Here is a 25,992-nt window from a genome sequence, read left to right as displayed (position 1 = left end):
AGTATTCTCCTCCCTTCTAAATATTGCAATATTGCAGAATAGGTATTATCTAAAAAATTATTCAATTTTCCAATATTTTTAAGTTCTTTTAAATGCAATAATCTCATTACATATACCCATGTCTCCTTAGTATCTCCATTATGTTCTCTTTATCTTGTGCTCTGCCAGCTCTTTCTGGCGTGTTCTCTAGATCTTGTTCCCATGCCGGCTTATCACCGGTAGGTTTTGTTTCATATTTATCATCAATGCTTCTGAAGCCTCTATAATAAAGGGGATGAATAGGTAATTTATTTGAGAGTGTGAAGTTCCACACATCTCTCTCGGTAAAGAGCAAAATTGGGTGTACTCTAAAGTGTTTTGGATCTTCTCTAATTGAGAAGAAAGTTTCCACTGAACGAGCCGGGTTTTCATCCCACCTATCTCCGACTATTAAGGCGTCTATACTATACTCATTGATTGCCTCTTTAAGCGGAACAGTCTTTAAGAGGTGATTTGCAGCAATGTTGTTTAATGCGTAAGGGAAAGAGTCCTTAAAATAGCCTATAGTCTCTAACTCTTTCCTATCCTTTTCTGATAGTTCTGGTACTTTTATAATCTCTCCGTATTTATGCCCTTTTAGCTTCTCATTACCTTTGACTATCAGCTTAACGTTCCAAGCCTTCTTTACTTCTTCAACGAAACTCCATGTTTCATCAAAATGCATATAATGGTCAATTATTATTGCCTCTAATTGCTTACCTAACCTCTCTGCGACTTTCTTAGCAAAATATAAGGATAAGGTACTATCTTTTCCTCCGCTCCAAACTACTACAACTTTCTTGAAAGTGTTATATGCCGCTTCAATAACTAGTTCTGCAATCTTTGCCTTATAATCAAGGGGTAAGTATTCTACTCTTTTTTTACTTTTACCTTGCAGTAGCGACGTAATGTAACTTTCAGGAGTTAGTCCAGTAGAAGAAGCAATTTCATATAGTTGCTCTGCTAGTTTTCCTCGTAGGGTTATGCTTGACATTTACATATAACTCATAAACTTATTAATTTAAGCTTTTCCACAAATTATTTCATTGTGCCGTCATTAGTATATAAATTAGTATATAAATTTATTAAACAAGGGAAATCTCTACAAATAGTAGGTGCAAAATAACGTTTTGTATGCCCTATTCTAATATAGAAATATAAATAGCTCAATGACGACACTAAGAATTATTTCATGAAAATATCTAATTTTATAATATTTATACTAAATTAAATATATGAAACGCAACAGTCTAGTCAACTAAGTGAAGAAAAAGCTTTAATATTTTACTTCTGAAGACCTAAACTGAATGAATCCAATAAAGAACGCGTTAAAGAGCCTCAGCGTGACTACTACTAATGTCATAGTTGCTTTAATATTCTTCATTATTACTGCTAAAATTTCTAACCCTGCATTCTTCGGAAAAGTTGCAATAATCCAACTCCTCGAAGTAGTTACGTCGGCCTTCTTTTACTTCATTCCTGGTGCAATAATAACAAGGGAAATATCATACCTTTACGCAAGAAAAGAAGTAAATAAGAGCATAATAGGAAAATTTCTCTCATTTCCCTTTCTGGCTATTCCATTTTTCCTCATTCTTCTCATCTTCCTAAACTACGTTAAGTTAACAATACCTTATCTCTTCCTTTATCTTCTTAGTAACGTATTGACGGCAATAATGATAGGAATGGACATGTTCACTGAGTCGGCAATAACAGGAAATCTCTTTCTAATCATAAGATGGGGGATATCGATAATAGCCGTCCTCTTACATAATATCTATCTCTTCATAGAGATCTGGACTTTGGGAGGGCTCCTTTCAGTCTCTATGAATTATGTATTTCTGAGCAGAAAAGTCGGATTAGTCTTTCCTTCTCTAGACTTTGCCTTCCTCTTTAAGCACTTCAGGGAAGGTCTACCTCTTTATCTCTCTTCTTTATCTAGCTTCTTTTCTTCTCAAGGAGATAGAGTAACTACAGCTTACTTGTTAGGTTCTTATTATTTAGGTATTTACCAATTTTCTGCATTAGTAGCCGGAGTACCTTCGATGATTTTAGGAGCTTTAGGAAACGTTCTTCTACCAACAGCATCTTTTTATAAAGCTTTGGGAAAAGATGAAAAGAGGATGTCTTCTCTTTCCTTTAGACTTCTATCGCTCTTAACTTTTCTAGCTGTAATAATCTCTATTCCAATAGGTGAGATTGTAATTAATCGTTTCTTTCCGGCATATAGAGCAGGACTTGAAGTATTTATAATACTTTTAATCTCATCTACTCTTCCCTTTTCCATAAGTTCCTTAACTAATTTCATTATTGCGGCTAAGAAGGATTTGAGACCTTTTCTTGTCCTCTCAGTTTTAAACGGTAGCCTAGTAGTGCTCACTTCCTATTTGTTGATTCCTAGGATAGGGATAATGGGAGGGGCTATATCTCAGATTATCGTAGCCACTATTTCTTCTCTCTTTGTTCTGTTTTATGCAATTAGGACCTCAGTTTTCATCCCGGCTAAGAAAGAACTTATCCTCCTTTCAATTACTCCACTTATCGGCGCTTATGAGATAATTGTTGACCCAGTTTTTATGGATTTCCTATTAGTACTCGTTATTATTTCTATCTTCAAATTATTTAAGATAATTAGTGAGGACGAGATTAGAATCATAGAAGGCTTCTTACCGCGTGGCTTAAGGTTTATAGCAACTATTTTAAGAATTATAAGCTAGATACTTTGTTGGATACTTCGATTTCCTTAGATGTTAATTTCTCTTAAATTCAAAATCATGCGTTGATTTAAAAGTAAGTTCCATATTAGCTTTAGATAAAAATTGAAGTAACCCACAAATCACTTACCCTTAGCCTTACTTTCCGTCAAATATAACAAGGTGATCTTTTCACTTTTCTTCTCGTTTAGCGTTTTTACCTTTCGCAACGGATTACATCATATTCATCTTATTATTAATCTCCCTTCTTTTGGACTACAAGGTGAGTGTAATTTTCGGTATTGTTCTTCTTATCCTTTCAGCGTTGGAACCTAATTTTGCATTAATAGCTTATTTTTATTTGGTGTTTGGTGTAATATCTTCTGTAATACAGAATAGGTTTACCGTGAGAAAGGAGTATTACCTATCCCTAATCTCTCTACTTCTGCCTCTGCTTCATAACTACACGATCCCTTCAATTATTCTATCTTTAGAATTCGGAATGTTCTTTCCATAGTTCTCTCGGCAATTATTTGGAAGGTGTTCATTACGGTTTATATATGATACCTTTCGTTGTTCTCCCTTACGTGGTGAAAAGGTGGAGGAAGATTATAATTCTATCTACGTTATCGTCGGGGATAAGCTGGCTTTCGGCGATTTTCCCTCCCTTGTTGTTTCTCTTTCCAATATGGAGAATAGAGAGGAGGAGCTTACTTATCTCCTCTCTTCTATTGGCTATAGCCTCATTGCTTTTCTCTCGGATTCTACACCATTTATCCCGTAATCGGATCGATAATATCTTCTTTAGTTTTGATGTCTTCTAAATTGGTGATGAGAATTATAAACTACACGCGTGAGATAATATTATTCGCGGTTGTGGGTGTGTTTATTACGTTTACTCTATTAGCTTTTCTCTATAACTATTTCTTCATCTATTCGACTTTTCTACTTTCCGCCTTATACTTCTCTTATTCAATGTACAATAGGAAATTTATGCAGTTTCTTCTTTTAGTACTCTTGTCTGCTTTAACAAAGGATGCATTTCTACCGTTAAGCGGTTACAGGCTTAAGGATAGATTTAACGTTGTTGTGGTTTCACTGGCTGTAATTTTAGGGATAATTTTCTTGAAAACTGATTACTTTTCATTCATAGCCCTTTCTTCCGCATTGGCTTATTTTGCTCAGGGTTATAGATTGCCTAAGTTTGTGATGTATTTACCACCCGTAGTGCTATTCCCGTTTAGGTTGATTTTAATTCCCCTAATCGTATTAACTGTAGTTTCAGGGTATTTGATAGGTAGGAAGTGGGAGTTTATAGGACTGCTTTACGAGATCAGTTTGGCTTTTTCCATTCTTCACCTACTGAATTTACTGAATATTCATGTATTATGAGAGTGTGGTCATAGTGTTGTCGTTAGTATATAAATTTATTAAACAAGGGAAATCTCTACATATAGTAGATGCAAAATAACGTTTTGTATACCTTTTCTAAGGTAGAAATATAATAGCTCAATGACAACACTAAGAATCATGTTAACACTTTTATATTTATATTGCTCATAAATTACAATTCGCAATGGAGCCGTGAATCGCCCTCAGTAAAGCCGAATGTGGACATATTTAGCAGTTAAGTTATAAATTCTCTATATTCTAAATGTATATCAACTTAACGCCTTCTCCTTATGAAGAATAATTAACTTAATTAATCTGTAGCTCAGCGATAACACTATGATTCTCTTATCACGAATAAGAGGAATTACTCATAAATAACAATGTAACTATGTTGAACGGGTAACTTTTTTAGAAAATTGTAGTCAGCTAAGAAAATTCTAATAATGTCATAGGCCTTTATAAGTCTAAATGTAAGGCCTTATCTCTTTTTAGTAAAAGCCAGTTGTACATTCACAAATTTTTGTAAAATTTTACATCAATCCTTAATTCCTCTATGGATATCTTTTCACGGTAGTATTTGTGATCCAATAGCCCTTATCACTTCATCGTCATTCAAGTAAGGGTTTCCCATTTTTATATAGTTACTTGAGATCATGTTATTGTATCGATCAAATAATTCAACTTTTACATAATTTTGTTTACCGTAAACTACACCGTAAAAATGGGGGTTTAAGAGCTGTTTATATGTTCTAACTTGTGTAATTGCAGACGGGTCATATTGCGATTTAAATTCCAGTACTAGGTGTGGCGTACTCTGCTCTTCTAGCACTACTAGGTCTGCCCTTAGCGATATATTCCCGTAATTGATCGGATATTCTGATTCTACTGCGTAACCGTTTTTTGCTAGGACTCTGAAAAATTCCGATCGTAAAAATTTCTCGTAAGTAGGTGATTGAAATATCTTATTCATTATAAAAATAAGGGGTTCAAAGGGGACGGAAAACCTCACCTTTTAAGGTGGAGATGGATAGTCCCCTTTGTAGTTAAGTTTTTTAACGCGAAATGTTAACTTTTTTCAATGTCCATCGTAACGTTTCGTTTTCGTGCCTTCACTGACAAGCAAACCTTGAGGGCGTTAAAAGCCCGGTTGAAGTTAGCATGTGAGATATACAACACGTTACGATGGGCAGACATCTACTTCTACCAAAGAGATGGAAAAGGTCTAACACAAACAGAGTTAAGACAATTAGCCCTAGACTTGAGAAAACAAGACAAGGAGTACAAACAACTCCATTCACAAGTGGTACAAGAAATAGCAAATCGTTTTTATGAAGCAAGACAGAGGTTCTTCCAAGAATTAGCACGTTTTCCTAAGGAAAAGAAAATCCACAAGTGGTATTCTCTTGTCTATCCTCAAAGTGGTTGGAAAATACTATCCGTTAGAGAAATAAGGACTGGAAGTAGAAAGAATAAAAAGAAACTGCTTGTGCTAAGTTTGTCCCACTTAGGCATCTTCAAGGTCATTGTCCATAGAGACTTTCCCTTGGACAAGGTAAAGAGGGTGGTAGTTAAGCTAACGAAGTCTGAAAGAGTATACATATCATTTGTAGTAGAAGACCATGTGTTCCGGCAAGCCCCGGAAACGAGCAAGGTAGTGGCAATAGATGTTGGTGTTGGAAAGCTTCTAACAACTTCAGATGGTGAATATTTACCCAACTTCAAGTTTTACGAGAAGGCACTCCGTAAGATTAAGCATTTGCACAAGGAATTGTGTAGGAAGGAGTTCCTTTCCAAGAATTGGTTTAAAGCCAAGGTTAAGTTAGCTAAGGCATATGAACATCTTGCTAATTTGAAGAGGGATTTGTACATGAAGATAGGGAAGTACCTATCGATGAATTACGATGTTGTGGTAATGGAGGATATTAATGTTAAACAACTGGTTGGTAAGTCTCTCAGAAAGCTTAGGATGAGGTTACATGACGTATCGTTTGGTGAGCTAAGGGATATAATCAAATATCAGATAGGGAAGTATGGAAAGAAATTTGTGTTAGTTAATCCGTTAAACACGTCAAGGACGTGTGCTAGATGTGGATATGTGAAGGAAGATCTGACTTTAGCTGACCGTATCTTTACTTGTCCTAAGTGCGGTTGGGTAGCTGACCGTGACTATAATGCTTCTTTAAATATCTTGCGTAGGTCGGGGTGGGAGCTACCCTTAGTGCCTGTGGAGCTTCACCCTCTACCAGTACTTCAGTACTGGCAAGGTGGGGTTGTGAAGCAGGAAGCTTCCTCCTTCAGGAGGGAGTAGCTCACTTCAGATCTAGGGTGGTTTTCATATGATAAAGGATCAAAAGTTGAAATGGCCTTCTCATAGAATTCCCCGAAGCAATCTATGAAATCATTACACTTAGATAGATCTAGAGCAAGATTCTTAAAATTATTAGGTGTAGTAAAGTTTGTAGATGATAAAATCATTTTAAAAACACTTTCATTACTAACATTGTCAGTTATGTGCAGTACGATAAAAAAACTACCCAAGAAAATGGTTATGGTGTATCTAGGATTTATAGTTTTAGAATATCTTGAAGCTTGATAAATTGCTCTACCAATTCTACCAGAATTCGACTTTTTAAATTCTATTATTAGAAATGGACTGCATCGGTTATTTCTACAAATATAGTTTACTAAATCGGGCCTTTGATTAGTAGGCAACACCGTTTCTGGGATTGTTATATTGTCAATGTTTTCCTCTTTTAGATACTCAACTATATCAGCATAAAAGGCGTCTCTTAGTGTAGACTCGGTAGGGCGGGGTAGCTCACATAAGGATTCATATGAGGAATATGGATTCTAACATGAAAAAAATTAAATATAATAAATAACTGAAATTTTTGTTTAATTTGTTAAAATTTATACATTTAAGATGTTAAGCAATAAATTATGGAAGTTGAATTCTAACCAAGTTTTATTCTTTTTTCATTATTATTCTCCCTTGTCTTATCTCCCTCTTTAAGGGGTCTAGGATTAACCCAAAAATTTCGAGAGTTACCACTCCTAATAAATTCTCATCCTCACTCTCACCTAAGATTACTGGTGAGTGTCTTTCACCATGAGGTGGTAATTCTATTATGGCTTCAGAAACTCCCCTTTCTATAGTTGTCCCATCAGCTAAGATTAATGATATGCGAGAAATCTCCTTTAGGCCCAATTTTTGCCATACTTCCTTCTTTAAAACAGTATAATAAGCGCCAGAATCAATCAAGAATCTAACTTTCTCACTTTCTCCTAGCTCATTTTTCACTATCCCATCAATGTAAATTAAACCCATAATCATAATTTTAGCATGATTATTTAAAAAACCTTTGACATAGAATATTATGGTGTTTACCCGTGGTAATCTTTCCTTACTTTTAGTTGCTTCTAATTCCACGGGCACACCTCTTAAGGGATCACACACTCTCATCCTGGGCGATTCACGGATCCATAGCGATTTCAATTTGTTTCTCTAAAACTAGATAAGAATAATTGATTCTACATTTTCGGTAACACTAATAAGGGACGAGCGTGAGGCAATATCATGGAACTCATAACTATCGACGAGAAAGCCCTCTACGGTACTCCACTAAGTGAGGCCGTGAAGGAGCTCGGACAAAACCTCACACTAGTCCCCAATATACTTCCGGAAAACGCACTATTAAACAAATCGGTCAAGGAGATCGAGAGAATGGCCTTGGAGGAGGCTGAGAAGACTAGCCCAAAGCACCAAAGAGGTAAGGAGATAAGGAGGAAGGGTTACGCGAGATGCAAGTTCCTCAAGGGCTTTCGTACAGTGATGGTTGGGAGGGAGGTTAAGTACGAGTTGGAGTGGATCTCGGTGAAGCTACTTGTACTTTACGGGGATAAGGGAAGGGTGAAGACCAAGGTTGAAGAGACCCTGCTTAAGGAGGGGAGAAAGGTCTTCGCGGCTCTGATGTTAGTCTATTCGGTTAAGGGAGGTAAGTTGAACGCCAAGCTCTGGATGCCTCAGATCGAAGCGAGCGGTGAGTTCAAGTATATAATAGTTGACGGGAAGTACGTGAAGCTCAAAGGGGGAAGGGGAGTCATTCTCTCGGCGATTGACGTGACAGAGGAAGGCAAGAGGGCCGTTCTGGACATAATCTTAAGCGTAGAGGAGGACGCCATGGCTTATTGGAGGCTCTTGGTTGAGGTCTGGAAGAAGTCGAGCTTCATTCTTATAGTAGCTGATGGGATTAAGGCCTTGGACAGGGTGATCTCCCTTGCTGAGCTTCATGTGGCGAGGCAGGGCTGCTTGGTCCACCTCAAACGATGCAAGACTAAGGAGGAAAGGGAGGCCTTGAACGCGATCATCTCCTCAGCTGAAAACGGAGAGATCAGACCCGAGTCCTGCCCAACGCTTCTGAGCTACCTCAAAGCCAGCAAGAAGCTCTGGAAGTGGCTCAAATCCAACAACTTGATCGAATCCTTCAACTCTCTCTTGGAAAGGAGGAGGTTCGGTAAGTTTCACTCCCCTTGGAGGATACTACAGATCGCCCGAACCATAGCTAACAACTATAATCTATTAACTTGTTTTCTCATCACTGTAATAATATTACGGTATCCCTTATTCTTCTCGCTTTACCAGAAATATACACAATAATTTCTTCATTGAATTATCCTAATTCGTAGAGAATATTACAATTCGCAATGGAAACATGAATCGCACAACATCTACGAGAAAATATGAGGAGAATAATATGAATTATAGTACTTCTTCTTAAGTAATACATAAATATTGGAGTATCTAGTGAGATTTTTACTTTAAATTTTAGCTAATTGTGGGACAGTTATAAACTTTAATTGCTTAATTTTTATGATATCTCGAAATGGATCATTTCTGAAAATAGGTTTTGCGTCTACCGCTAGGGGGAAGGACGTTAATGTTGAGGACGTTGATGTGGGTGATGTGCTGGACTCGTTATCCCAGTAGGTTTGTTAGAGGCGGAACATGTAGCGCCTCCTTTGCGAAAAAGTTTATGAGAGCCTCTTTAGATGTTCAATTATTAATTTCAGAAATAATTTTAAGAATTCAATGTTTCGAAAGTTTTTCTTATTAACGGCTCTGACGGACAATAAACGTCATCGTTTTTAACTGTCCATGAGGAATCGAGTAAGTGTTTTAGGTAATTATATATTACGGAATCACTTATGGTAATTCCCTCCATCGCTTCCAATTCACGCTTAATTTTACTCCAAGATGAGCAACTCACACTTACAGTTCTCATGATATTTAAGTACCTTTTTCTAGCCTCACCCTTATCTGCTAAAAAGTTCTCAAATTCATGTATTATTAAGCGTTTAGCAAAACTGAAGGTCTCATCTAGACTTTTCCTTAAATCTCTAGTTCGAGAATATGTATAGCCGAAATACGTTAACCATCCTGGAATTCCTCCTATTTCTTCATAAACTTTGTCATATTCCGTGAAATTTATGTTAATTTGTGAGAAACCTCTCTTTAAGAACTCTATAGCCTCTTCTCTACTAAATGGTTTTAACTCTATCTTTAAGAAAGCTCTCCCAAAGAGGGGAGAACTAGGATCTTCAATTCTTAAGAAACGATATAATAATCCCATCTCCGAACCACTTAGTACGATTTTGATTTTTAAATTATCAAATGCATAAGCTAAAGGTGGTAGTAGATCTATTCCCCTTAGTTTTATGAGTTCTTGGGCTTCATCTATTACGAATATTAAATCCTTATTGAAATCGTTTAATGCTTCAAGTAAACTTGTGAATGAAAGTCTATCATTTCCCTGCCATTTAAATCTTATCTGATTACCCATAATACTTACTCCTTCTATTCTCTTAAGGAACTCTATAAGTTGGGAGAATTTCGATGATAATTTATTTATCTCTCTTTCCATCTCTATCAAGAGCTCCCTATAATTAATACTCCTTTTCTCTTCGAATTTCCTCATATCGAGGTAGATGAAAGGTCTATTTAATTCATTGAGTGCTATTTTAATTAATGATGATTTTCCAGTCCTTCTCAAACCTAAAATTAACGTTATAGGAGATGAGAGTAATTTAAGTTCCTCTATTTCTTCTTCTCTATCAAAGAAGTCCTCTCTTTTATCCTTTGGTGCTGGATCGAAAAGCACTTCTGCCCCCAGAAGTTACTTTTACCCCCAGAAGTTTAAAACCTATTTACTAGATTAAGCCTTATCTTGTTTTAGTCAGTGTTATTTATGGTATTATTTCGCTAATAGGAGTTATAAAAATAAGGGGTTCAAAGGGGACGGAAAACCTCACCTTTTAAGGTGGAGATGGATAGTCCCCTTTGTAGTTAAGTTTTTTAACGCGAAATGTTAACTTTTTTCAATGTCCATCGTAACGTTTCGTTTTAGGGCTTACACTGACGAGCAAACCTTGAGGGCGTTAAAAGCCCGGTTGAAGTTAGCATGTGAGATATACAACACGTTACGATGGGCAGACATCTACTTCTACCAAAGAGATGGAAAAGGTCTAACACAAACAGAGTTAAGACAATTAGCCCTAGACTTGAGAAAACAAGACAAGGAGTACAAACAACTCCATTCACAAGTGGTACAAGAAATAGCAAATCGTTTTTATGAAGCAAGACAGAGGTTCTTCCAAGAATTAGCACGTTTTCCTAAGGAAAAGAAAATCCACAAGTGGTATTCTCTTGTCTATCCTCAAAGTGGTTGGAAAATACTATCCGTTAGAGAAATAAGGACTGGAAGTAGAAAGAATAAAAAGAAACTGCTTGTGCTAAGTTTGTCCCACTTAGGCATCTTCAAGGTCATTGTCCATAGAGACTTTCCCTTGGACAAGGTAAAGAGGGTGGTAGTTAAGCTAACGAAGTCTGAAAGAGTATACATATCATTTGTAGTAGAAGACCATGTGTTCCGGCAAGCCCCGGAAACGAGCAAGGTAGTGGCAATAGATGTTGGTGTTGGAAAGCTTCTAACAACTTCAGATGGTGAATATTTACCCAACTTCAAGTTTTACGAGAAGGCACTCCGTAAGATTAAGCATTTGCACAAGGAATTGTCTAGGAAGGAGTTCCTTTCCAAGAATTGGTTTAAAGCCAAGGTTAAGTTAGCTAAGGCATATGAACATCTTGCTAATTTGAAGAGGGATATGTACATGAAGATAGGGAAGTATCTATCGATGAATTACGATGTTGTGGTAATGGAGGATATTAATGTTAAACAACTGGTTGGTAAGTCTCTCAGAAAGCTTAGGATGAGGTTACATGACGTATCGTTTGGTGAGCTAAGGGATATAATCAAATATCAGATAGGGAAGTATGGAAAGAAATTTGTGTTAGTTAATCCGTCAAACACGTCAAGGACGTGTGCTAGATGTGGATATGTGAAGGAAGATCTGACTTTAGCTGACCGTGTCTTTACTTGTCCTAAGTGCGGTTGGATAGCTGACCGTGACTATAATGCTTCTCTAAATATCTTACGTAGGTCGGGGTGGGAGCTGCCCTTAGTGCCTGTGGAGCTTCACCCTCTACCAGTACTCTCGTACTGGCAAGGTGGAGTTGTGAAGCAGGAAGCTTCCTCCTTCAGGAGGGAGTAGCTCACATATAGTGTTATGTCTTCTTAGCCAACATTAAAATCAATTCCCTTAAATCGTCAATTCTCTTGTTTAGATCATCAAATCTCTTATCAATTGCCTCAAATCTCTTATCCACTGACTCAAACCGCTTATCCACATAATCCAACATTTCTTTCTTAGTCTTATCTACGTAATCTATTATCTCCTTCTTATTTTTCTCAGCATACTCCATGGCCTCCTTTCTGCTCTTATCAGCGTAATCCATGGCCTCTTTAGATTTCCTATCTATAATTTCCATAATTCCTCTCAACTCGTTCCTAATATTTCTCAACTCTGTAAATACGTAATCCATGTTCTTACTATTATAATAATTCATTAAAATCAAGTACTCCTGCTCACTCAACCTCTTTCCTTGACCACTCTTCTCTAGTAAAGTTTTAACGTAATTGCTTAATAACTCCCCTAAAGTCCTATACACTATATCATCTGCCATATATTAAGACCTCGCATTCCGCAATTTAAACTTTCATCCGAAAAACCTCATAGTCTCCAGTGAATCTATACAATTGGAGATCACCAATTTTGCTTTTATACTCATTTATAGCCTAATCTTGAGCTCCCTATACTTTCTAATATCAAACCTAACCTCTCTCCAATTAGTTTGCATAGAACCCCATATTAAGTAAAAGTAAGTCATTGGATACAACTTCTCTGTTACCTATTTTTGGCGTGATCTGGGTGACTATCAAATGATATTGGGGAGAAGACTACGTCTCCATCATGCAAAAACTCGACTAATGCTTTTTCAACTTCCTTTTCAATAACCTTAGAGTCCTCAAGATTCAAGAATACAGTCTTTTTCTTAATAGCTTCCGGTATAGGGAACCTTTCCATTAAAATTGAGTATAGTCTCCATTACTTATGTAAATGGTGCGTCTCTTCACTCATTAGTATCTAATGGTTTAGTTATACAGATGAATGGGTCTCCAAATATACCCTTATGTTTTATTCGGGCTTCAAGCCCAACTTCCGGTTTGGAGGCGGGCCAAGCTGACAGCCGAACTTTGAGCCAAAGAGGCGTAAAGGCCTCACCCAGTCAGATCTGTATTACGCAGATCTGATTAATATGTTTTATATAAGAGGCGTTAGCATGTAGTGCCTATTATGAAAAAGCTATATTAATATCTCTTTCATTTTCACTTATAACTGCGACTAAAACATAATATTGGCCTACATTTCCCAAATAGCCAGAGTCGTCTATGAATTTATATTCCTCAATCATAAAGCTATATAATTTTGAAATATCAAATTATCTGATAATGAGTTCGGATAGGATTACGTTAATAAGGCTATTAGAGGAGAGACCTAGATATAGGAAAAATAAAATGGGGGATAACGCACTTAAGAGGTTAGCTAAATTATCTGAGGAAAATATAATGTTATTAGAGGAATTAGACTGCCTTAAGTTTGAAGGTGAGGTAATATATTACAAGACTGGCTGCTTAGGGAGTTATATTCGAGAATAAGCGAATTAAAGGGTAGTGAGACGGATCGATTTCTTAAATTTCTAGCGATCTTAAATACGCTTTTAGAACAGAGAAATTTAGGCAGATTAATAATAGTAGGTGGTTTCGCAGCAGAATTCTATTCTGGGAGGGGATATAGGACGGGGGATGTTGACATAATCGTTGAGGGACAAGGAGCTGAAATAGTTAGGCTAGTTCTTTCTGAGATCTCAGATAAAGGACTTAGGATATTTTTGCCTAAAATAAGAGAGATCTCAGATAAGGGCATTGACATTGTTGGGACTGTATATTCTTTAAAGAAACAGCCTCTGTCGATTTATATAGACGGCTATAAAATATATATTATCCCACCAGAGGAGGTAATTTTAACGTATCTAGAAGCGTGGAAGTTTTGGGAAAGTAGCGAAGATAAAATAAAGGCTGTATTAGTATATTGTGCACAACATAGCAAATTAGATTTTAATTATTTGAAAGAGGAAGCAGAGAGGAGAGGAGTAAGTGATTATTTAGGAAAATTAAATGATTATTGTTAAATTAAAAAGAGTATGGGGACAGTGTCGCCATTAAGCTATATATGACTAATTACGTCTGGAAAACGTGAGATAGCATTTACTTTTTAGCTGAATAATTTTAGTAGCATAATTAGTAGTTCAGTAGCTACACTATCCTCTATTTCACCAAATTATTTCTTATAAGAGATACAATATCTATTCTTTCAATGTTCTATAAATAATCTATAATTTTTTTAATTTTATCTTTTACCAATCTTAATCTTTCCTCTGTTAACTTCATTTCGTGAAATCCGTCAATGTGGAGCTCCCAAGCTATGTACCAGATCTCCTTAATTTCATTCACTCCTAATTCATACACTGCATCAAATAGAAGTTCAGAGGACCATCTTCCATATCGTAATCTTTTTAAGACGCTTAGATTAGATCTTCTTGAGAGGCTCTTTATTGCTTCTTCTACTGCTTTGTAGTATTTCTCTGATGTTTGTACTATATCCCCCTTTTCTAAGAGCTCATCAGCTTCTCTAATCCATTCCCTTATTTGTTGAGGAGAGGCTGACAAGATCCTTCACATACTTTGCAATATCTCTTATTGAATCGGGGTTTAAATTTGTAGTAACTAAACTTACAGAAGCTGACCAGTCAATGATAATCCTTTCACCGTATATTTTTGCCAGTTCATTAACGGCCTTGTTTAGTGTCTCTAAATCCCAACTTCCCTTAGCCTTAGCCTCATCTAATGTACTAATCTTGTTTTCTATGGCCAATATCTTTATTGCTTCTTCTACTGCTTTGTAGTATTTCTCTGATGCTTGTACTATATCCCCCTTTTCTAAGAGCTCATCAGCCTCTTGTAAATAAGCCTCAGCAGACGTTAAAGGTCTTAACATATGTTACTATTTCGCAAAGTACTATATAAAGATATACCAGCTGAGATTTATGGGCTACAAATTTGATAAAAACATAGGAAAAATGAAACAAACTATTTAGAAAAAGGGGTTTTGGCTTCATTTAATTTTCATGAATTTGTATCCACTTTTAGTCCTTGGACCTCACCGAAGTCATAGCACAACACTTCATCCTAGACTGTAGATCTAAAATTGCATCCCTAAAAATAAATCTATAGTATCAATAAATGTTTCTTCTAACTTAAATAGAGAATTTTCCAGATTGAATAAATCATTAAGAAACAAAAGAATAAGCAATAATCTAAACTCTTCCCTTCTCACCACACCCTTAAATATAGTGTACAAGGAGTAAAAACCATCAAAACAAAGATCAACATGCGGAAGACGAACTTAGTAAAACTAGTGAAGGGAAGGTAAATAAACTTTAACTAGCGATAGTAAAAGCGATTCACCTTAAGGCGAGTAACTATCGATCAGTTTAGATACATAAAATGAATAAAAGTCATATCAGGAAAACCGTGTTAATCCTCTTAGTATTTAAAGATAGAATAGTTTTATGACGAGAGCCTTATAACGTAATTCTTCTTTATTGACATAAGGTTTCAGAATTCTCCTAGAGATGCTATGGTATAGTTTTTAAATATAAGCGTAAAGTTAATAAATATGGTGATAAGAAAAGTAGACATCAATGGCTTCAGAGAACTTGAAGTGAAGATTGAGCTCAAAAAGGTTAATATAGTAGTAGGGGAAAATGGTACTGGGAAAACTTCCTTTCTTGAAGCGATATTTTTTATCAACTCTTTTCCAATCAGATATGAATGATACCGACATTGGTACTTCATTTACATATACAATGAGTAGTAGGGGTGACATACTTTCAGCTTTTTCTACACTTTCAGATAGTGAAATAATTCTTGATAATAACATGGTTAATTTTAAGAAAAAAAGATCCGTATAACTTAGAAGTATACGTAAACAAAGAGAAAGTTGCGGAAATAGATGTTAATACTTTGAAAATCCATTTCGGTTCTCCGGCGAAAAGGACTTTTAGATCAACGTTAGACAAATCGTATTGTGTTCCCGCATGTCTGTAAACTACTAATGTGCTTTTCATATTTCTCGCTTCTTCAACGGCAACTCTCGTAACTCCTCCTTTCCAAAGAATTCTGAGCACTATGTTTATCTTCTCATCTCTCATTACGCTTAAAACTTTGCTTAGATTTAGTTATTATTTTTTCCTCTCCTTGTTTGTTGGATGCTTCAATTTCCTTAGAGATTAAGCTCATTGATTTTCCTTAAATTCAAGTATTGATATAAAGGTTAAACGCTAGCTTTGATAAAAAACTGAAGTAACTCATTGAGCATTCCCCTCCTTAACACTAGCGTTTTCAAAAATTCTTAATCTATGAGTAGAGAATAGAATGGAAATATATACTATAAGGACCTTTCCGGAAGAATTAACGTAAAAACAGTAATATTAGGGAAACTCACGTTTTCCATTGTGAATAATATATTGGAAAGTGTAGACACTATTAAGTATGAAATAACTCCGTCAATCATTTTTTTATATTTAAAAATACTTCTTTATTTTTAGTATATCTTAGTTATGTTAATGACGCTCCTCCCCAACGCTGCGTAGCTGAGGGGCATTTAGCATCTTTCTTTAAGGGACTGAGTGTGGCGTTCTATATAGATGATAGTGTCGTCACTATGTTATAAATTCTGGGATTAATTTTCTCTCCCATAAGATTAAAGCTATAGAGTACTTAATCACGTTTACGCTTCTGTTAACAGCCTTTGTAGACCTCTTAACAAGCCTATCCCTCAGTGACTCGTTGAGGCGGTGAGACAACCGTGCGATTCTCCAACTTGTTGTAGTCATCACTGGCCCATCTATATGGGAAGTACTTTTTGATCTCATTCTCATCCCTATAACGGAGTAAATTAGGTAAACCTCCAAGGCTTTGTATACACGTAATTGAAAATCCACTTATACAATTAAGTCAATATCAACAACCTTAGTAATAACATTAACTAAATCCTTAGCCTTCTCCCACAAGCTTCCTGTACCTCTGCTTACCATAACGCTTAATCCAAGTGAACATTCAAAACAAAGCCCTTATCCCTAAGCTTTTTATGATAATGATGCCTAGAAATATCACTCAAGAAACGCTTACCACAATCCCTACATTAGTAAGGCTGTCTACCTAACCACACTTAACAACGTGATGACTACCACAAGAGGGACAAGAAATAGTCTAATAACAAGCTTCCTGCCCATAAGTAATACTCATAATACAAGTATAATAACATAATGGCGACGCTATGGCTATGGCTATGGCTTTCAAACTTTGTAACAACGTCAGAAAATCATATTCGTTTCGTAAAGCTTTTTAACATAGTATACAAAGTATACATATGCTTATACTACAATAAAGGTTACTGATGAAGTAAAAAGGAAGCTAATTAAGCTAGCGGGTGAAATTCAAGCTGAGAAAGGTGAAGAGGTTAGCTTAAATGATGTAATGGAGCTCCTAATAGACTTCTATGAAAGCAAAAGAAAGGTTAAAAAGGGGTTAAAAATGGAAGACTTTAATGACTTAATCATAGAAATGGATTATTCTTCAGAAAAAGTGGATGAGGTAGTTTATGGAAAAGTTAATTCTTGACACTTCATATTTTATAGCGTACTTAAATAAGAGTGGCAAACATCATAGTGAGGCTTTATCACTTTCTAAAAAGGTTGAGGAGTTTGAATCAGTTGTAACAGATTACAAAAAATGGGAGTTAAGGGGGCGGAAAGCCTCGCCTCTCTCGGTAGACCCAAAATCATTTTACAAAAATAATTCCGGTAAGGTACTATTAATTTTATAGAAAATAAATGGAATTTATAACTATATTAAGAGTTCAACAAATTGAAGAAAAGCTTAAGGTGAGGAAGACGGTATTATCACGAGGTGAACCAAGGTGATAACACCTTGTCTTCCCCACCAAAATAACATTCAACAAATAGGATATAAATTACTTTCCATGTTAGACTTCCAAGGGAAAAAGGCAGAGAACGTAGAAAAAACGCTAGTCTCCGCGTGTTTATGGAACGACTCCATAGAAAACAAGTCAAGCGCATACAACGTATCACCACAAACCGTGAGGAACTACGCGGAGGAGCAAGGTGTAGAAGTAGTTGAGAAACTCTTGGAACAAGTGAGGAAAATATCCTTGGAGACGCTAAAGGGAGAGAAGGAAATAGACATTTCAATAGACTGGACCACCAAAACTTGGTACGGGAAACCGGTGGAAGGACTCGGAAGCTCGGAAAAGGGAAACTCATGGAACTACGCCACTGTGACGACTAAACATGATGGGAAAGTACTCCTACTGGCTTTCGTCACACATGTGAACGGGATGACCAAGGATGATATCGTGAAGATCCTCGTGGAGCAAGTTGTTGCAATGGGATTCAAGATAAGGTTAATAGTTCTTGATGCGGGTTTCTACACAGTTGATGTGCTCAACTTCATTTCGCAGTTCAATTATATAATTGGTGTCCCCGTTGGGGACGTGAAGGTCTATGAGGAGTTTGATGGGGAGTACATGACAAATAGTAAGAGGCATAAGAAGGACGAGCAGGTTAAGTTCAGGCTGATCGTGTATCGCAGGGAGAAAATCAAGAGGAAAAAGGAGAAGGTTGTTTACTTCGCTAGGGCGACTAATCTTGACCTACCGAAGAAGGAGGTGTTGAAGTTGTATAATAAGGTAAGGAGTCCCATAGAGACCTCTTACAGGAACATCAAGGCTTTCCTTCCCTTCACTAGTTCCGCTAAGTTCGTCTTCCGCATGTTGATCTTCGTATTGATGGCCTTTTACTCCTTGTACACCGTATTTAAGAGTGTGGTGGGAAGGGAAGAGTTCAGATCACTACTTGTCCTCTTGTTCCCTGAAGATTTACTAAATTTGGAAAATTCTCTAGTTAATTTGTTAAAAACACTTATTAATACTATAGATTTATTTTTAAGGAGGTGATTTTGGGTCTACCGCTCTGAGGCGGGGATGGATAGCCCCCTTATAAAGTTTAAATACCTCTTTGGTGGAATTTTTCTTAGTGGCGTTAATGATCCTCCTCTCCAGCTCGATCGAGGGTTTAATGAGACTGAGGGAGGAGCAACTATCATCTCCATTTTCTATTTCACGGGATCCAGACAGTGTGGATGATGGATCCCCACTTTCCAAATGGGAGTGGATCTCTGATCCACTCGACTGCCCACCAAATGAGAGATGTAAACCCGAATCAATGGTGGGAACGATGAACCCTCTGGGAGGGAACCCTCGTCCCTTCCAGGGCGGGGAGCAAGTCAGATACTTGGCGAATTATTAACTTTCCTAACATATCACGTAAATAGAAATTACACAATAAATGTTGCTAAAACAATCTTAAGCAAAATAGATAATGGAGAACTTACGTTATATATGATAGATCTCAAAACATTTACTGATGGTTTAAATTATCTAATTAAATATGATAAAAAGCTTAGCTTTACCGATTGTACCACTCTATCCTTAATGGACAAGTTGAAAACACAATTCATATTAAGCTTTGATAGTGATTTCGATGGCATAACCTTAATCGAGTTTAAGAAGCCGATAATTAATATAAAGTATTTGTGAGCGAGTTTTTTTAAATATCTTCTCTTTAGATTTATGTGACCTTAATTATTAACGTCGCGTCAAAAATCTTTAAATCATTAACGTTACTTTTCCGATTACACTGAATCTACTGTGTAATAAACATTTTGGATTTTTTATATGTTAATTTCAAGATATTCGGTGGGGAGGAACTGGGGACTACTTTCGTATGTTATTTCTTATTTTTTAATAATATGGAGCCTATTACCGTTTAGTGAAAAATTGTTAGGATTACTTTACCTATCCTATCAACGCGGATAATATCTACTACAAAAACTCTAATAAATTACGGTTTAGAACAAGTAATTTTCAACACCACCAGATTATTTCTTAGTATTACACTTTTATTTAAGTGGAATCTTCATAGCTTTACAAAAAAGTGTTCAGTAATAAATCTTTTGATCAAATTTTATAAAAATAAGGGGTTCAAAGGGGACGGAAAACCTCACCTTTTAAGGTGGAGATGGATAGTCCCCTTTGTAGTTAAGTTTTTTAACGCGAAATGTTAACTTTTTTCAATGTCCATCGTAACGTTTCGTTTTCGTGCCTTCACTGACAAGCAAACCTTGAGGGCGTTAAAAGCCCGGTTGAAGTTAGCATGTGAGATATACAACACGTTACGATGGGCAGACATCTACTTCTACCAAAGAGATGGAAAAGGTCTAACACAAACGGAGTTAAGACAATTAGCCCTAGACTTGAGAAAACAAGACAAGGAGTACAAACAACTCCATTCACAAGTGGTACAAGAAATAGCAAATCGTTTTTATGAAGCAAGACAGAGGTTCTTCCAAGAATTAGCACGTTTTCCTAAGGAAAAGAAAATCCACAAGTGGTATTCTCTTGTCTATCCTCAAAGTGGTTGGAAAATACTATCCGTTAGAGAAATAAGGACTGGAAGTAGAAAGAATAAAAAGAAACTGCTTGTGCTAAGTTTGTCCCACTTAGGCACCTTCAAGGTCATTGTCCATAGAGACTTTCCCTTGGACAAGGTGAAGAGGGTGGTAGTTAAGCTAACGAAGTCTGAAAGAGTATACATATCATTTGTAGTGGAAGACTATGTGTTCCAGCAAGTCCCGGAAACAAGCAAGGTAGTGGCAATAGATGTTGGTGTTGGAAAGCTTCTAACAACTTCACATGGCGAATATTTACCCAACTTCAAGTTCTACGAGAAGGCACTCCGTAAGATTAAGCATTTGCACAAGGAATTGTCTAGGAAGGAGTTCCTTTCCAAGAATTGGTTTAAAGCCAAGGTTAAGTTAGCTAAGGCATATGAACATCTTGCTAATTTGAAGAGGGATATGTACATGAAGATAGGGAAGTACCTATCGATGAATTACGATGTTGTGGTAATGGAGGATATTAATGTTAAACAACTGGTTGGTAAGTCTCTCAGAAAGCTTAGGATGAGGTTACATGACGTATCGTTCGGTGAGCTAAGGGATATAATCAAATATCAGATAGGGAAGTATGGAAAGAAATTGGTGTTAGTTAATCCGTCAAACACGTCAAGGACGTGTGCTAAATGCGGATATGTGAAGGAAGATCTAACTTTAGCTGACCGTGTCTTTACTTGTCCTAAGTGCGGTTGGATAGCTGACCGTGACTATAATGCTTCTCTAAATATCTTACGTAGGTCGGGGTGGGAGCTGCCCTTAGTGCCTGTGGAGCTTCACCCTCTGCCAGTACGAGAGTACTGGCAAGGTGGGGTTGTGAAGCAGGAAGCTTCCTCCTTCAGGAGGGAGTAGCTCACAACATATTTATATACCTTAGACCTAGACATGGGGAAGGAGGAGGAGTGAGGAGGCTGAGTGATTAGTAGTAGTGAAAAGTCACTACTGGTTGCGACAAAGGCTGAACTTTCTCTAAGCTAGTATGAGACCTTAAGAAGCGTGCTGTGTTCTATAAAGTCTGGCAGAGAATTTTCAGATTGCTCCGAATGGTTTATAATCCTCAAATTTTAAAGTAATCAGATATGAGTGAAAAAATTATTGATGAAATACTTAATAATCCTCAGCTGCTTTCAGTATTGGCTGAGAAAATTTACGGTAAGCTTAAGGACGAAATTGTGATAAAGAAATTAGAAGAAAACAGCGAGAGTATAAAGGCTCTACAAGAGGAGATTAAAAAACACACTGAGGCTATTCAAGCGCTCCAACAAACTACTCAATCCTTGCAAGAGACTGTAGCTTCACTTCAAGAGGAAGTTAAGAAACAAGGTGAGGCTATAGCTTCACTTCAAGAGAGTGTAAGGAAGCAAGGGGAAATAATTCAGTCTTTGCAAGAGACTGTAGATAAGCATACTGAGGCAATTCAAGCGCTCCAACAAACTACTCAATCCTTGCAAGAGACTGTAGATAAGCATACTGAGGCAATTCAAGCACTTCAAGAGGCAGTCAAGAAGCAAGGTGAGGCTATTCAGTCTTTGCAAGAGACTGTAGCTTCACTTCAAGAGGAAGTTAAGAAACAAGGTGAGGCTATTGAGGCGTTGCAGAGGGCTGTGCTTAGGTTGGGTAGGGAGGTTAAGAAGCTTTCGATAGAGGTGGGTGGTTTTACTAATAGGGCTGGGAGGGGTTTGGAGAGGGTGATGTTGAAGCTTTATAGGAAGGCTTTGGAGCTTCATGGTGTTGATCCTAAGAGGGTTGTTCATGGGAAGATGGTTGATGATGAGGGGGTAATAGAGAAGGGTAAGGTGTTTGAGGTGGACTTTTATGAGACTAATGAGTATGTTTATGTGTTTGAGATAAAGAATTTTGCGGATAAGGGGACTTATGATCAAGTTATTGTTAGGAAAAAGTTGTTCTCTGCAAGGTATAAGGATAAGAAGATAAAGGTATTTGTTGTGGCGAACTTTGTGGATGAGAAGGTGAAGAAGAAACTTGAGGAGGAAGGGGTAGAAATTATAGCTTCTCACGTAATCAAGTAGTTAAGCTTTTCCTCTTCTGAGAAACTTTTCTCGAGAAAAGAGGAATAAACTGCATAATCAAGTGTAAACAGGGCTGAATCCTTTTTCACGTTAAGAGACTGTCCCGAGTGCAACTAATTCAATAAATCTATGTACAAGTTTATGGAGAATTATTCAAAAGAAAAGATAAACAACTGAGAAATTTTGAATTTTCACTTCACGTTAAAAGTGGAGTAACACTTAAAGGGAACCGGGACGATGTAGTACCGATATTCATGGAACCGTGGATTAAATGTTACAACGGCCCGGTTCCCTATGAAGAATTATCATCAAGACATAAAATTCTTGTGAAAATGGACTACGTGCTGACCACGTCCCAAGTATTGTCATGTATAGACGATCTCTTCATATTGAGAGCTTTAATAGTCATGGTAGTGTGGACGTGTTCCTACAGAGATGTTTGGAGCTACTACCGAACCGACATGGTGGTCAGATGGTTCCTAGGGGAATGGAAGTCTAAGTCGGAGATCCACAGAAGAGCAAAGAAATTTGGGGAAAAATCGGTACAGTTTTCAAGGAGTTCACCAAGGAGCTGGAGCGGAAGTTGAGCGGACTTGTTGACTACTTACCAAGTAGTGCCTTGTTCGGCAAGGTCGGGAAGCTCTAGGGCTGACTCCTTTCTGATCGAAGTCCCCTTCGGGAAGAGGAATAAAGAGACCTTGTGGAAGAAGTTCCAACTGAGCCTAAGGCAGGGGAAGTACAAGGAGGCAAACTACTCTACCAATATATGAACTGCAAAGTTAGGAGAAGGTTCAAGGGAGAGTTCGCCAAGAAGAGGAATAGGAGTTACTTCGGCTTCAAGGTCTTCACTCTCATGTCGCCCACAATGTTAATACACGAGATTCAAGTGAAACTTGCCAATTTCCCCGACAACAAGGTCGGCTTCTTCCACAGCGGTTATAAGGTTGTTGATAGGGGTTTCGTGGGGAAAACATCGACTTGGTTTCCCAAGTTTTAGGAGGTACGTTGAGTTCTTTGGGATTTTCTTGGAAAGGTATTGGAGGCCTTATGCAGTAGACAAGGAGATGGTGGAGCTTTTCGTCTACGTTATTGCGTTGATCTACAACTCCTCGATCTACACCTCAGTGCTGTCGCGGGTTCCCGAGAGTCAGTTAGCCCACTAACTTTGTACCGCGAGAGTTGATCGAGGTAGTGTGGATTATGTGGAAAATTCTGTTTTTCTCTACATTTGATTATTTCCCCTTACAGTATAAGTTTAGTCTCACGTTATACTGAAAGATAAAATTGTATTTCATTCCTCATGGTTCGTAATACAATATTTCTCTTTCTATATTTTTATTCAATTATTTGCGTTTGGGACAGTCTCTCGAGCTCTAAGCTCAAGGAAGTCAACGGCCTCAACTCCAGTCAGATCTGTATTACGCAGATCTGACTAATATGTTTTATATAAGGAAGTCAGAGCGATCACAAAATTGGTATCAACTACTACTGTTTCTTCCAATTTCCTCTCCGGCCTCGGCTATGATTTTGTTAATATCCTCATCGGTAAACTTCCTACCTAACCTAAGGTTTAACGATGCGATATTTCCGCTTTTCTTTTCTATAATTATTTTATTATTTTCAACATAAACTAACAGTTTGTCACCAATTCGAATATCTAGTTTAGCTCTAATCGTGGAGGGGATAGTTATCTGATAGTTTCTCGTAACTTTAACTTCTTCCATATGTAGTAACTTTATATAGTAATATATAGTCTTTTTCATAATAGGCACTACATGCTCGCCTCTAACAGACCTAAGTTTGCAACCGTAGGAGTTGCAAAGGAGTAAAAGGGCTATTAAATGGGAGAATGTCGGGAATGAGTGAGTTAAGAGGCTAACTGGTTATATTTTGTATAGATAAAAGCTATTTCTCTTCGCACTTACTAAGAAATAGACTATAAAGTTGGCTATAATTACTCAGAGTGTGGACATAGTGTAGTTATTAAGCTACAAACCCTGGGATTAGTTTTCTCTCCCATAAGACTAGGGTATGGAGTACATCATGATGCGAACGCTCCTATTTACTGCCTTCGTTGCTCTCTTGAAGCTAGCCTAAGTAATGCTCGTCATAAAAATATAAATAGCTTAATGACGACACTATAACGATACTCTAGATTGATATATCTGGATTTTTTAGTTTTTCTAAGTATTAAGAATATTATACATTTTATAGTATCTTTCCATTTTTAAGCTTTATACCATTGTTCTAGCTTTTTGAGATCTATAAACTCAGCCTCTTCATTAGTTTTTGAAAAGCTTTTTGCAAATATTATGTATTTTTTAACGTCTAGTCCTAAATCTTCAACTTTTCTTTTTAATTCGTAAAGTACTTTCTCCCCATTTATTCCTTCACTCCACTTACATTCACCAGCTATTCCATTTCCATATATATCTATTTCCACATCCTTAAACCAGAGCCTTTCTATCTTAACCTTATATACGTCCTTCACGTACTCTCTAGCTATTTTCTCAAAAATTCTCCCTAAGTATACGTTATACTCGTCCTCTTTTATCTCAAAAATTCCTTCCTCTATTAAGCTTAAGTTTGGATAAATGAATGTGAACCAGAACAGTGTAAAATTATCCTTAATATAATACCTAGCACCCTTCTTCATCTTATAGGGGAACTCCTTTCCTATTATTCCTATTTTCTCAAGTTTATTTAAATATGAAGAAACGTCTCCACTTACTCTAACAAAGTCCTTTATTTCCCCTAACGTATTTTTGCCAAAAGAAATTGCGTGCAATATTTCCTTATACGTACCAATCTCAGAAAACTCGTATCTTAACATAAAGTCTATCTCATCTTTTATAAAAGAGTCAACTTCTTTTAATTCTGCATTGATCCACTTTAAGAAAGGAGTTTTAACCTTTGTGAGATAAAAAGGTACTCCACCGGCAAAGCCGTAAACGTGTATTGCATCAATTAGGGATAAATTAAACCCTTTCAGATCTTTAAATTTGAGCTCTTTTAATTCGATAGACGCAGCTCTCCTACCGTAAAGAGGGCTTTTATAGGATATTGCGTCTTCCATCATGGAAACGGAAGAGCCAAGTAAAATTAGCTTAGTTTTACTACCTTTTAGAGTCTCATCAACAATTTTTTGGAAGGTTGATAATACGCTCTCATCCTCTTTTATCATATACGGAAACTCATCTATTATGATAATCTTATCTCTCAAATAGTGAAAAATTGCCTCCCAATCTTCCTTTACGTATTTTATTTCTTCGTATTTACTTTCCGCCAATTCCTTGAATTTTATTAAATTGTTTTTTTCTGTAGCTAAATAATATATGAAATCATAACCATTAACAGCGTTTAGGATAAGGAAAGTCTTTCCTATTCTTCTCCTTCCGTAAATTATTATAAGCTCTAAATCATTTGATGAAAGCCTTTTCTTCAAGGCTTGTAACTCTCTTTCTCTATCTACCATATTCATAAATATCATATTCTAAAATATGATATTTAAAATTAGGCTTAACGTCTAAGAATAGTAAATGAACAGTAGTTTAAGGAAATTTCCTTACCATAAAAAATTATAATATTCGCTCATGAGATAATAAATACTTTAAATTTACTCCCTTATTTTTATTACTTATCATATAGTTTTTTCAGTAAGTAGGAGGATCTTTCTTATATGTTTTTAATGTAAAGATGTAACGATTTTCCTACAACTGCTATTAATGAACATTTACTTGATTGGGAGAG

Annotated in this window: 27 protein-coding genes and 5 pseudogenes; 18 read left to right on the top strand and 14 right to left on the bottom strand. The window is 36.7% G+C overall.

What is annotated here, in order from left to right; genetic code table 11:
- Positions 1–106 precede the first annotated feature (106 nt).
- Positions 107–1,012: a phosphoadenosine phosphosulfate reductase family protein gene (locus J5U23_RS07130; protein WP_218267369.1), complete on the bottom strand. Its 906-nt coding sequence runs from the start codon at positions 1,010–1,012 to the stop codon at positions 107–109.
- Between the two features lie 313 nt (positions 1,013–1,325).
- Between J5U23_RS07130 and J5U23_RS07125 the strand changes: the two genes are divergently transcribed.
- From J5U23_RS07125 to J5U23_RS07110, 4 genes are all read left to right on the top strand, one after another.
- Positions 1,326–2,735, top strand: a complete 1,410-nt coding sequence (locus tag J5U23_RS07125) for an MATE family efflux transporter (RefSeq protein WP_218267368.1) — start codon at positions 1,326–1,328, stop codon at positions 2,733–2,735.
- A 247-nt stretch (positions 2,736–2,982) separates the two neighbouring features.
- Positions 2,983–3,228: a hypothetical protein gene (locus tag J5U23_RS07120; RefSeq protein WP_218267367.1), complete on the top strand. Its 246-nt coding sequence runs from the start codon at positions 2,983–2,985 to the stop codon at positions 3,226–3,228.
- An 81-nt stretch (positions 3,229–3,309) separates the two neighbouring features.
- The gene (locus J5U23_RS07115) at positions 3,310–3,495 is read left to right on the top strand and encodes a hypothetical protein (protein ID WP_218267366.1); all 186 of its coding nucleotides are present in this window, start codon (positions 3,310–3,312) and stop codon (positions 3,493–3,495) included.
- A 44-nt stretch (positions 3,496–3,539) separates the two neighbouring features.
- A complete protein-coding gene (locus J5U23_RS07110) occupies positions 3,540–4,103 on the top strand; it encodes a hypothetical protein (RefSeq protein ID WP_218267365.1) in 564 nt (187 codons plus the stop codon).
- Positions 4,104–4,668: 565 nt separating this feature from the next.
- Here the strand turns inward: J5U23_RS07110 and J5U23_RS07105 are convergent.
- Entirely contained in the window at positions 4,669–5,073 is a 405-nt protein-coding gene (locus J5U23_RS07105; RefSeq protein WP_218267364.1) for a PD-(D/E)XK nuclease domain-containing protein, read from the bottom strand.
- Between the two features lie 108 nt (positions 5,074–5,181).
- Here J5U23_RS07105 and J5U23_RS07100 point away from each other — a divergent pair, with 108 nt between their 5' ends.
- Positions 5,182–6,411: an RNA-guided endonuclease InsQ/TnpB family protein gene (locus tag J5U23_RS07100; RefSeq protein ID WP_218267363.1), complete on the top strand. Its 1,230-nt coding sequence runs from the start codon at positions 5,182–5,184 to the stop codon at positions 6,409–6,411.
- A 657-nt stretch (positions 6,412–7,068) separates the two neighbouring features.
- On the opposite strand, the gene J5U23_RS07095 is transcribed toward J5U23_RS07100, so the two are convergent.
- On the bottom strand, positions 7,069–7,431 hold the full coding sequence (locus tag J5U23_RS07095) for an aspartyl protease family protein (protein WP_218260243.1): 363 nt from the start codon (positions 7,429–7,431) through the stop codon (positions 7,069–7,071).
- Between the two features lie 249 nt (positions 7,432–7,680).
- Here J5U23_RS07095 and J5U23_RS07090 point away from each other — a divergent pair, with 249 nt between their 5' ends.
- Positions 7,681–8,760, top strand: a complete 1,080-nt coding sequence (locus J5U23_RS07090; protein WP_218267362.1) for a transposase — start codon at positions 7,681–7,683, stop codon at positions 8,758–8,760.
- 421 nt (positions 8,761–9,181) lie between these two features.
- Here J5U23_RS07090 and J5U23_RS07085 read toward each other — a convergent pair whose 3' ends face one another.
- The gene (locus J5U23_RS07085; RefSeq protein WP_218260115.1) at positions 9,182–10,261 is read right to left on the bottom strand and encodes an AAA family ATPase; all 1,080 of its coding nucleotides are present in this window, start codon (positions 10,259–10,261) and stop codon (positions 9,182–9,184) included.
- A 220-nt stretch (positions 10,262–10,481) separates the two neighbouring features.
- On the opposite strand from J5U23_RS07085, the gene J5U23_RS07080 reads away from it, so the two are divergent.
- On the top strand, positions 10,482–11,711 hold the full coding sequence (locus J5U23_RS07080) for an RNA-guided endonuclease InsQ/TnpB family protein (RefSeq protein ID WP_218267361.1): 1,230 nt from the start codon (positions 10,482–10,484) through the stop codon (positions 11,709–11,711).
- A 13-nt stretch (positions 11,712–11,724) separates the two neighbouring features.
- Here J5U23_RS07080 and J5U23_RS07075 read toward each other — a convergent pair whose 3' ends face one another.
- Together J5U23_RS07075 and J5U23_RS16085 are read right to left on the bottom strand one after the other, a co-directional pair.
- Complete coding sequence (locus tag J5U23_RS07075; RefSeq protein ID WP_218267360.1) at positions 11,725–12,183, bottom strand: hypothetical protein; 459 nt, start codon at positions 12,181–12,183, stop codon at positions 11,725–11,727.
- A gap of 25 nt (positions 12,184–12,208) precedes the next feature.
- Positions 12,209–12,539, bottom strand: a pseudogene (locus J5U23_RS16085) (PIG-L deacetylase family protein); the annotation flags it as partial.
- Positions 12,540–13,009: 470 nt separating this feature from the next.
- On the opposite strand from J5U23_RS16085, the gene J5U23_RS07065 reads away from it, so the two are divergent.
- Both J5U23_RS07065 and J5U23_RS15750 read left to right on the top strand, forming a co-directional pair.
- Positions 13,010–13,216, top strand: coding sequence for a hypothetical protein (locus J5U23_RS07065; RefSeq protein WP_218267359.1), 207 nt, complete (start codon positions 13,010–13,012; stop codon positions 13,214–13,216).
- Between the two features lie 233 nt (positions 13,217–13,449).
- The gene (locus tag J5U23_RS15750) at positions 13,450–13,749 is read left to right on the top strand and encodes a hypothetical protein (RefSeq protein WP_244988835.1); all 300 of its coding nucleotides are present in this window, start codon (positions 13,450–13,452) and stop codon (positions 13,747–13,749) included.
- 190 nt (positions 13,750–13,939) lie between these two features.
- On the opposite strand, the gene J5U23_RS07055 is transcribed toward J5U23_RS15750, so the two are convergent.
- The 3 genes and pseudogenes from J5U23_RS07055 to J5U23_RS07045 form a co-directional block, all read right to left on the bottom strand.
- Entirely contained in the window at positions 13,940–14,287 is a 348-nt protein-coding gene (locus J5U23_RS07055) for a PaREP1 family protein (protein ID WP_244988834.1), read from the bottom strand.
- Positions 14,250–14,615, bottom strand: a complete 366-nt coding sequence (locus J5U23_RS07050; protein ID WP_218267358.1) for a PaREP1 family protein — start codon at positions 14,613–14,615, stop codon at positions 14,250–14,252. The genes J5U23_RS07055 and J5U23_RS07050 overlap by 38 nt, the downstream gene beginning before the upstream one ends.
- A 204-nt stretch (positions 14,616–14,819) precedes the next feature.
- Positions 14,820–15,049 (bottom strand): annotated as a pseudogene (locus tag J5U23_RS07045) (ISH3 family transposase); the annotation flags it as partial.
- Between the two features lie 247 nt (positions 15,050–15,296).
- Here J5U23_RS07045 and J5U23_RS15745 point away from each other — a divergent pair.
- The gene (locus J5U23_RS15745; protein WP_244988833.1) at positions 15,297–15,455 is read left to right on the top strand and encodes an AAA family ATPase; all 159 of its coding nucleotides are present in this window, start codon (positions 15,297–15,299) and stop codon (positions 15,453–15,455) included.
- A gap of 73 nt (positions 15,456–15,528) precedes the next feature.
- Here the strand turns inward: J5U23_RS15745 and J5U23_RS15740 are convergent, their stop codons facing one another.
- Together J5U23_RS15740 and J5U23_RS16145 are read right to left on the bottom strand one after the other, a co-directional pair.
- Positions 15,529–15,831: a hypothetical protein gene (locus J5U23_RS15740; protein ID WP_244988832.1), complete on the bottom strand. Its 303-nt coding sequence runs from the start codon at positions 15,829–15,831 to the stop codon at positions 15,529–15,531.
- A gap of 510 nt (positions 15,832–16,341) precedes the next feature.
- Positions 16,342–16,914, bottom strand: a pseudogene (locus J5U23_RS16145) (IS1/IS1595 family N-terminal zinc-binding domain-containing protein).
- A gap of 244 nt (positions 16,915–17,158) precedes the next feature.
- Between J5U23_RS16145 and J5U23_RS07025 the strand changes: the two are divergent.
- From J5U23_RS07025 to J5U23_RS06995, 8 genes and pseudogenes are all read left to right on the top strand, one after another.
- The gene (locus J5U23_RS07025; protein WP_218267357.1) at positions 17,159–17,302 is read left to right on the top strand and encodes a hypothetical protein; all 144 of its coding nucleotides are present in this window, start codon (positions 17,159–17,161) and stop codon (positions 17,300–17,302) included.
- On the top strand, positions 17,283–17,507 hold the full coding sequence (locus tag J5U23_RS07020) for a hypothetical protein (protein WP_218267356.1): 225 nt from the start codon (positions 17,283–17,285) through the stop codon (positions 17,505–17,507). The genes J5U23_RS07025 and J5U23_RS07020 overlap by 20 nt, the downstream gene beginning before the upstream one ends.
- 93 nt (positions 17,508–17,600) lie before the next feature.
- Positions 17,601–18,656 carry an ISH3 family transposase gene (locus J5U23_RS07015; protein ID WP_218267355.1) on the top strand — a complete coding sequence of 352 codons (1,056 nt, stop codon included), beginning with the start codon at positions 17,601–17,603 and terminating at the stop codon, positions 18,654–18,656.
- Between the two features lie 79 nt (positions 18,657–18,735).
- Positions 18,736–19,008, top strand: a complete 273-nt coding sequence (locus J5U23_RS15725; protein WP_244988831.1) for a hypothetical protein — start codon at positions 18,736–18,738, stop codon at positions 19,006–19,008.
- A 92-nt stretch (positions 19,009–19,100) separates the two neighbouring features.
- Positions 19,101–19,298 (top strand): hypothetical protein, encoded by a 198-nt coding sequence (locus tag J5U23_RS07010; RefSeq protein ID WP_218267354.1) that lies wholly within the window; start codon positions 19,101–19,103, stop codon positions 19,296–19,298.
- 536 nt (positions 19,299–19,834) lie between these two features.
- The gene (locus J5U23_RS07005; RefSeq protein WP_218267353.1) at positions 19,835–21,064 is read left to right on the top strand and encodes an RNA-guided endonuclease InsQ/TnpB family protein; all 1,230 of its coding nucleotides are present in this window, start codon (positions 19,835–19,837) and stop codon (positions 21,062–21,064) included.
- 227 nt (positions 21,065–21,291) lie between these two features.
- Positions 21,292–22,242, top strand: coding sequence for a coiled-coil domain-containing protein (locus tag J5U23_RS07000; RefSeq protein ID WP_218267352.1), 951 nt, complete (start codon positions 21,292–21,294; stop codon positions 22,240–22,242).
- 254 nt (positions 22,243–22,496) lie between these two features.
- Positions 22,497–23,405: pseudogene (locus J5U23_RS06995) on the top strand (IS5/IS1182 family transposase).
- A gap of 315 nt (positions 23,406–23,720) precedes the next feature.
- Here J5U23_RS06995 and J5U23_RS06990 read toward each other — a convergent pair.
- The 3 genes and pseudogenes from J5U23_RS06990 to J5U23_RS06980 all read right to left on the bottom strand — a co-directional run bounded on the left by J5U23_RS06990 (position 23,721) and on the right by J5U23_RS06980 (position 25,732).
- Complete coding sequence (locus tag J5U23_RS06990) at positions 23,721–23,966, bottom strand: AbrB/MazE/SpoVT family DNA-binding domain-containing protein (RefSeq protein ID WP_218267508.1); 246 nt, start codon at positions 23,964–23,966, stop codon at positions 23,721–23,723.
- A 259-nt stretch (positions 23,967–24,225) separates the two neighbouring features.
- A pseudogene (locus tag J5U23_RS06985) lies at positions 24,226–24,329 on the bottom strand (IS1 family transposase); the annotation flags it as partial.
- A 140-nt stretch (positions 24,330–24,469) separates the two neighbouring features.
- Positions 24,470–25,732, bottom strand: a complete 1,263-nt coding sequence (locus J5U23_RS06980; protein WP_218267351.1) for an ATP-binding protein — start codon at positions 25,730–25,732, stop codon at positions 24,470–24,472.
- Positions 25,733–25,992 lie beyond the last annotated feature (260 nt).

This window comes from Saccharolobus shibatae B12, from assembly GCF_019175345.1.
Classification (GTDB): Archaea; Thermoproteota; Thermoprotei_A; order Sulfolobales; family Sulfolobaceae; genus Saccharolobus; species Saccharolobus shibatae.
Note: the sequence above shows the minus strand (reverse complement) of the source record. Positions and strands in the feature narration are given on the sequence as shown.